Origin of the sequence: Nostoc sp. (assembly GCF_036917535.1) — a bacterium.
Taxonomy (GTDB): domain Bacteria; phylum Cyanobacteriota; class Cyanobacteriia; order Cyanobacteriales; family Nostocaceae; genus Nostoc.
Genome location: NZ_JBALDA010000089.1, coordinates 93,907 through 101,642, shown reverse-complemented (window position 1 = coordinate 101,642; position 7,736 = coordinate 93,907). Strand labels below are relative to the sequence as shown.

6 protein-coding genes are annotated in these 7,736 nt (G+C 44.2%); 3 read left to right on the top strand and 3 right to left on the bottom strand.

Features of this window, described 5'->3' with window-relative positions:
- Positions 1 to 69: 69 nt before the first annotated feature.
- The 3 genes from V7K56_RS28365 to V7K56_RS28355 all read right to left on the bottom strand — a co-directional run bounded on the left by V7K56_RS28365 (position 70) and on the right by V7K56_RS28355 (position 1,798).
- The gene (locus V7K56_RS28365) at positions 70 to 219 is read right to left on the bottom strand and encodes a hypothetical protein (RefSeq protein WP_334915952.1); all 150 of its coding nucleotides are present in this window, start codon (positions 217 to 219) and stop codon (positions 70 to 72) included.
- The gene (locus tag V7K56_RS28360) at positions 216 to 452 is read right to left on the bottom strand and encodes a hypothetical protein (protein WP_334915950.1); all 237 of its coding nucleotides are present in this window, start codon (positions 450 to 452) and stop codon (positions 216 to 218) included. Before V7K56_RS28360 ends, V7K56_RS28365 begins: the two co-directional genes overlap by 4 nt.
- An 80-nt stretch (positions 453 to 532) precedes the next feature.
- On the bottom strand, positions 533 to 1,798 hold the full coding sequence (locus V7K56_RS28355) for a glycosyltransferase (protein ID WP_334915948.1): 1,266 nt from the start codon (positions 1,796 to 1,798) through the stop codon (positions 533 to 535).
- A 123-nt stretch (positions 1,799 to 1,921) separates the two neighbouring features.
- On the opposite strand from V7K56_RS28355, the gene shc reads away from it, so the two are divergent.
- The 3 genes from shc to V7K56_RS28340 all read left to right on the top strand — a co-directional run bounded on the left by shc (position 1,922) and on the right by V7K56_RS28340 (position 7,715).
- Complete coding sequence (gene shc, locus V7K56_RS28350; RefSeq protein ID WP_334915946.1) at positions 1,922 to 3,844, top strand: squalene--hopene cyclase; 1,923 nt, start codon at positions 1,922 to 1,924, stop codon at positions 3,842 to 3,844.
- Between the two features lie 132 nt (positions 3,845 to 3,976).
- On the top strand, positions 3,977 to 4,354 hold the full coding sequence (locus tag V7K56_RS28345; RefSeq protein ID WP_334915944.1) for a hypothetical protein: 378 nt from the start codon (positions 3,977 to 3,979) through the stop codon (positions 4,352 to 4,354).
- Positions 4,355 to 4,595: 241 nt separating this feature from the next.
- Positions 4,596 to 7,715, top strand: a complete 3,120-nt coding sequence (locus V7K56_RS28340) for a beta strand repeat-containing protein (RefSeq protein ID WP_334915942.1) — start codon at positions 4,596 to 4,598, stop codon at positions 7,713 to 7,715.
- The last annotated feature ends 21 nt before the right edge of the window (positions 7,716 to 7,736 follow it).

The window sequence follows — 7,736 nt, the reverse complement described above, 5'->3', positions numbered from 1 at the left end:
TATCCGCAAACAACTTGACAAGTTTGATTGTCTACGAGATGCAATCGAGTTTGTCTTGAACCTAGTGTCCTAATTACCTTGGCGATTGCTATATTCTTCAAAATCGAGTGTAAGAAGGGTTCCACCACCGAAGTAAGCAGAACCCTTCCTAAGTATGTCCGAATCTAAGCATTCAAGAACTGTGAGAATTTGATTACGGTGTTCAAACCTGAAAGTCATAAACAAACTTGCAACCAGGATTTATAGCGCCTAGCGAGTTCCTGAAGAAAATTTAGTTCTTCACCTTCAAGATTATTAAATAGATTGCGATATTGCCAACCACGCTCGTAGCGACTCAGCATTTGTTCTGGAGTAAACCGATACACATCGGCAGTCTGCCAACAAATAGACTCTAGAAAAGGCAGCTTTTTGGGGATAATAACAGGATTATTTGTTGGTGTTGCGGTTGTCATAATTTTTTTAATCAACCACTTTAGGCTTAACTTGAATTTTAGATTAGCACTAACGATTTTGAAATTAAATTTTATCCTAGCTATAAATTATCTGGGTTGGGGTAGACTCTTCCTTTCCAAGCGCCGCCGCGCCCTTGCCAGTGACGTAGTGCTGAGTCTAGAGTCATCAGAGTATAGAGAAAAGCGATCGCAGGTAAACTCAACGCGAACCAGAAAGAACATTTATAAAAGCGGATCGTCGGGTAGTAAGCAAAAGTCATTAACAGCCATCCTAATAAACCTGCAAATGCGATCGCCCAATTGCTCCAAACTGCACCCAGAATCACACATACAGGTGGAGCTAAATAAATTAGAGGCATTCCTATCAAAGTTCCCAATAGTATTAATGGTGAATAATTCAGTTGGCTATAGGCAGTACGAGCAACCATATCCCAAATCGTCGCTAACGAGTCATAAGGGCGCAAGCTACGAGTCAAACTACTCAATCCCAGCCAGATACGACCTTGACTGGGGATTGGGTATTTAGGATTGGGTATTTGGGATTGGAGAAGAGAGGAAAGACTTGTTGCAAGTTGTCTTTTTGTCTCCTTGTCCCCAGTTCCTCTCTTAACAGCCTGAGCCAAGGCACAATCGTCAATTAAAGCTTGGCGAATGAATTGAATTCCCCCGATTCGCTCTAAAGCTTCTCTACAAATCAAAATAGATCCCCCGGCAGCGGCGGCTGTGGGATTGTTGGGATTATTCACCCAGCGAAAAGGATAGAGTTTTTGGAAGAAAAAGACGAAAGCTGGAATCAAAAATTTTTCCCAAAAGCTTTCACATCTGAGTCGTACCATTACCGAAACCATGTCTAAATCTTCCTGCACAGCTTTCTTCACGAGTCGGCGGAGATTACCAGGATCGTGTTCGATATCTGCGTCAGTCAGCAAAAAATAATCGGGTGCAAATAAACTCGCGCTCTTTATGCCTTGCTCAACTGCCCAAAGTTTTCCCGACCAACCGGGAGGCAGTGATTCACCTGAGATAATATGCAATTGTTGGGGTTTACCAACAGCGTGGGCAACCCCTTCGGCGAAATTTGCTGTCCGGTCTGTGCTGCGATCGTCTACCAAAAACACGTTGAAAGAACCAGGGTAATCTTGAAGTAGGAGCGATCGCAGTGTAGTTGGTAGCAATTGGGCTTCGTTACGGGCTGGAACTACAGCACAAACCACAGGTAACGATTCTAGCTGAGTTTCTGTAAACTCTAATTGCTGGTCTGTCCGCCAAAACTGTCCCCAAAAACCCAGTAACCCTAACCAAATTGTCAAGGATAAGAGCATAAATCCTAATACAATTACATCCATCACCTATTGCAAATTATCAGTGGCTCAGACAGAATACTATGTCTATTGATATAGGAAAAAAATTTTTTCGCTGTAATACCGTGTTTATATCTAGTGTTGGGTATTGAGGTTAAATAGTTTTTCATGCAAACACAAGACAGGGTAAAAGTCAATAAAGTTGCAGATGCGATCGCAGCTAGCCGAGAATATCTGCTTTCGATTCAAAATCCCGCAGGTTATTGGTGGGCAGAGTTAGAATCGAATGTTACCATCACAGCTGAAGTTGTTCTCCTGCATAAAATTTGGGGAACAGACCAAATCAGACCTTTACACAAAGTTGAAGCATATTTGCGTCAACAGCAACGGCAGCATGGCGGCTGGGAACTTTACTATGGTGATGGCGGAGAACTTAGCACCTCGGTTGAAGCCTACATGGCGCTAAGATTGCTAGGTGTACCAGCAACCGATCCGGCAATGATTCGGGCGCAAGCTTTTATTCTCCAACGGGGTGGGATCAGCAAAACTCGGATTTTTACCAAGTTACACTTAGCGTTGATTGGCTGCTACAACTGGCGCGGTATTCCCTCGCTACCAGCTTGGGTGATGTTGTTGCCAAATGCTTTCCCTGTGAATATCTACGAGATGTCTAGCTGGGCACGTTCCAGCACCGTACCATTACTGATTGTATGCGATCGCAAACCTATTTATCTCACCAACCCAACTATCAACCTAGATGAGCTATACGCTGAAGGTATTGATCGAGTCCGGTGGGAATTACCCCAAAGTGGCGATTGGACAGATTTATTTCTCACCCTTGATCGGGGGTTCAAGTTAGCAGAAAGCCTGAATTTAGTACCCTTTCGTCAAGAAGGCATCAAAGCCGCCGAAAAATGGATTTTAGAGCGCCAAGAAGCTACAGGCGACTGGGGCGGCATTATTCCGGCAATGTTGAATTCCATGCTAGCTTTGCGGTGTCTGGATTATGACCGAAGCGATCCGATTGTAGAACGTGGTTTGCAAGCAATTGATAACTTTGTCATTGAAACAGAGGATAGTTATCGGGTACAGCCTTGTGTTTCACCCGTCTGGGATACAGCTTGGGCGATGCGTGCTTTGATAGAATCTGGTTTTGCACCAGATGGTTCGGCTGTAGTAAAGGCTGGAGAATGGTTGTTGCAAAAACAAATTTTAGATTACGGAGATTGGACTGTTAAAAATCGTCAAGGAAAACCAGGGGCTTGGGCTTTTGAGTTTGAGAATCGCTTTTATCCCGATGTAGACGACTCAGCGGTGGTGGTGATGGCTCTACATTTGGCGAAACTCCCAAATGAAAAAATCAAGCAGGCTGCGATCGCTCGTGCGTTAAATTGGATTGCATCTATGCAATGTAAACCAGGTGGTTGGGCTGCTTTTGATTTGGACAACGATCAAGATTGGCTCAACTCCATCCCTTATGGCGATTTGAAAGCGATGATCGATCCAAACACCGCAGATGTTACCGCTAGGGTACTAGAAATGTTGGGTGCTTGTGACTTGACAATTGATAGTGATAATTTAGAGCGATCGCTTACTTATCTTTTGCACGAACAAGAAACAGAAGGCTGTTGGTTTGGTCGTTGGGGTGTAAATTATATCTACGGCACCAGTGGCGTTTTATCAGCTTTGGCGTTAATCGATCCTCAAAGACATAAACTCAGTATAGAACGGGGAGCAGCTTGGTTAGTTGGATGTCAAAACCCAGATGGTGGTTGGGGCGAGACTTGCCGTAGCTACAACGATCCCAGTCTCAAAGGAAAAGGAAATAGTACTGCATCTCAAACTGCTTGGGCTTTAATTGGGTTAATAGCAGCAGGTGAAGCAACAGGTAAATTAGCTCTTGATGTGATTGAGCGAGGAATTGGCTATTTGATGGCAACTCAAAAGCCAGATGGTACTTGGTTTGAGGCGGACTTTACAGGTACTGGTTTCCCTTGCCATTTTTATCTCAAGTATCATCTGTATCAACAATGCTTTCCTTTAATTGCGCTAGGTCGCTATCAAGCAACAATTCAAAAAGGTTCAAAGTAATTTATATGCGTTTGCCCTACCTCTCCAATCCTCCCCTTGGTAAGGGCTACGGTTAACACATAAGTTCTAAAAATCTAGCTTGATAAGGCTTGACTCATTCTCATACAAAGCATGGGAACGAGAGAAATAACATTGTCAGTTGATGCAATGCTATTGTCACTCAATGCAATATCATTGTTAGTCGATACAATGCCATTGTCAGGCGATGCAATGCTATTGTCAGTCAATGCAATACCATTGTTAGTCGATACAATGCCATTGTCAGGCGATGCAATGCTATTGTCAGGCAATGCAATGCCATTGTTAGTCGATACAATGCCATTGCAGGTCAAAAGATTTGTGTTGTACACCGTAGTTGGTAAAGAAAGGGTACGTGTTAGCGCAGGTGGGGTATCTGTCACAAACATTTTTGAACTGGTATTATTACAGAATGTTTTTTGTATAGATAATGTATATTGTTTTCATAAAGTTATGAACAAGCTGATTGTAACAGTTGGAAAAGCGATATAAACTAATCAGCGGAAATATAGCTAGTAGATAATTATCGTCACCGATAGCGTAGCGTTAGCGACGTAGGAGCGTCATAGCCCGTCATAGACATCGCACTTATCCTGATTAAGAAATCCCATATAAAAGCGCGTTATTTTACTGATTTATGATTGTGGCAGTTTATGACAATACTTTCTGTTTAGAACACGGAATTTCAAGTTTAGACCTTTAAAGCTTATTCCCTAACTATAAAAGAAAAATCATGGCTATTTCATCATTTACTCTTTCTTCGTTGAATGGCAACAACGGCTTCGCCATCAACGGCATTGCTGTTGAAGATCAGTCAGGCTCGTCGGTTAGCAATGCAGGAGACATCAACAATGATGGCTTTGACGACATGATTATTGGGGCATCTGGTGCTGATCCCAATGGCAATGATTTTTCTGGGCAAAGCTATGTAGTGTTTGGGGGACCGAATGTAGCCAGCGACGGCACCTTTGACCTCTCTAACTTGAATGGCACTAATGGCTTTTTAATTAACGGCATTGCTTACTATAACGGCTTAGGCTCCTCAGTCAGCTATGGGGGGGACATCAACGATGATGGTATTGACGACCTGATTATTGGGGCACCTTATGCCTCTCCTAACGGCAACTCTGGTGCTGGGCAAAGCTATGTGGTTTTTGGGGGGACGAATGTAGGAAGTACTGGCACCTTCGACCTCTCTAACTTGAATGGCACTAATGGCTTTGCCATCAACGGGATTCTTGCGGGTGACAACTCAGGCTTGAGGGTCAGCAATGCAGGGGATATTAATAACGATGGTATTGACGACCTGATTATTGGGGCAGCATTTGCTTCCCCTAACGGCAATTCTCGTGCTGGGCAAAGCTATGTGGTGTATGGGGGGACGAATGTAGCAAGTGGGGGTACCCTAAACCTTTCTGACCTAAACGGTACTAATGGCTTTACTATCAATGGGATTGCTGCGGATGACTTCTCAGGCTACTCAATTAGCAATACAGGGGATATCAACAACGATGGCATTAATGACCTAATTATTGGGGCATATCATGCCTCCCCCAACGGCAATCAATATGCTGGGCAAGGCTATGTGGTGTATGGAGGGACAAATGTGAGCAGTGGCGGCACTCTCAACCTCTCTGACCTAAATGGTACCAATGGCTTTACTATCAATGGGATTAATTTTGGTGACGGATTAGGTATTTCAGTCAGTAATGCGGGAGATATCAATAACGATGGCATTGACGATTTGATTATTGGGGCATGGCTGGCTTCCCCCAGTTTCACTAATGAAGCTGGGCAAACCTATGTGGTGTATGGGGGGACGAATGTGGGCGGTGGCGGCATTTTTGACCTCTCTTCTTTAGATGGTACTAACGGCTTCGCCATTAATGGCATTAATTCATCGAGCCATTCAGGTTATTCAGTCAGCAATGCCGGAGATACTAACGATGATGGCATTGACGATCTAATTATTGGAGCATTTGGTGCTTCGCAAAGCTACGTGGTGTATGGGGGCACAAATGTGGGCAGTGGCGGTACTTTCGACCTCTCTGACCTCAATAGCACTAATGGCTTCGCCATCAATGGCGCCATTAATGGCATTCGTCAGGCAGGCAGAGCGGTTAGCAAGGCGGGGGATATTAACGGTGATGGCATTGACGACTTGATTATCGGAGCATGGCTGTCCTCTCCTAACGGCAACCTCCAAGCTGGACAAAGCTATGTCATCTATGGCAGTGCTACCCCTACCCTTGACTTCAACGGCACCGATCAAAACGATAACCTCATCGGTACTCCCAACAACGAAACTTTTAACGGACTAGCTGGTGATGATACCTTGACAGGTAACGGTGGAAATGACAACTTTATTATTCGGGAAGGAGATGGCGTTGACATCATTACTGATTTTGGTGGTATTGGTACTGGAGCAAACCCATCAGCGTCGGTGATTGGCGAATTAGACAGGTTGCAATTTTCTGGGTATCTTGACTTGAACGCCAGCAATCTACAACTAACTCAAAATGGCAACAATTTAGAACTCACCTTTGAAGGTGTAGCAAATACTAAAGTTATTCTGCAAAACTTTCAGCTACAAAACCTGGATAACCTACCTGCATCGACAGCAAGACCTGCTATCGGTAATATTCTATTTGGGGAATTTGACGAACAACCATTTATCGGCGACAGCTTTGATGTGATTAATGCCAACTCCACTCAAACTACGTTATTCAACAAAAACACCGTCACTTTCCTCAACGACTTGAATAACAACATTACAGGTTTTGATGATTCCAATGATGTGATTAATGCCCAAGGGGGTAATGACAGCATCGACGGCTTAAGTGGCAACGACCTGCTGCGGGGTGGTACTGGTGATGACACTCTTGTTGGTGGTAGTGGCAATGACACTTTAGTTGGTGGTACTGGTGATGACACTTTTGTTGGTGGTACTGACTATGATTCTTTTATTGTCCGAGTCGGCGATGGCAATGAGACCATCACTGACTTTGGTAGTGTGGGCACTGGTGGATTAGCGCCAGTGATTGCCTCATTTGACACGTTGCAATTTATCGGCGCTGGCTTAACTGCTCGGAATCTGCAACTAACTCAAAATGGTAATAACTTGGAACTCACTTTTGAAGACGTTGCAAATACCAAAGTCACCCTGGAAAACTTTCAATTGGAAAACCTGGAAAATCTTCCCTCAAAATTTCCGACAGCAGGCATTGGTAATATATCGTTTGACGGACAAGTTTTTGTCAGCGACAGTTATGATGTCTTCAATGCCAACTGGAATTTTAGCAGCATCTTTAACACCAACAGTGTGACATTCCTCAATAACCTTAACAACAACATCACGGGTTTTGACAACTCTGCTGATGTGATTAATGGTCAGGGGGGTAACGACACTATTGACGGCAAGAGTGGCAACGACTTGCTGCGGGGTGGCACTGGTAATGATACTCTTATTGGTGGGGCTGGTAACGATACCCTTGTTGGTGGTGCGGGTGCTGACGGATTTCTGTACAACACCAATGCTGCTTTTGCCAGTGTTGCTGTTGGTCTAGATGCGATCGCTGATTTCAAACATTCCCAAGGCGATAAGATTATCCTGGATAAAACTACTTTTAGTGCTATTATTTCAACTCCAGGTACAGGTTTTAGTAGTGCCAATGATTTTACAATCACTTCTTCAGGGGCGGCTAGCACGGCGAAAATTGTCTACGACGCTGTGAGTGGGCAGCTGTTCTACAACCAAAATGGTAGTGCGGCTGGTTTTGGCAGCGGCGGTTTATTTGCAACCCTGACTACTGCGCCAACTCTCAATGCATCAGATTTCGTAGTGCAAGCGTAGGCTCGCACATCTGTTATCTGT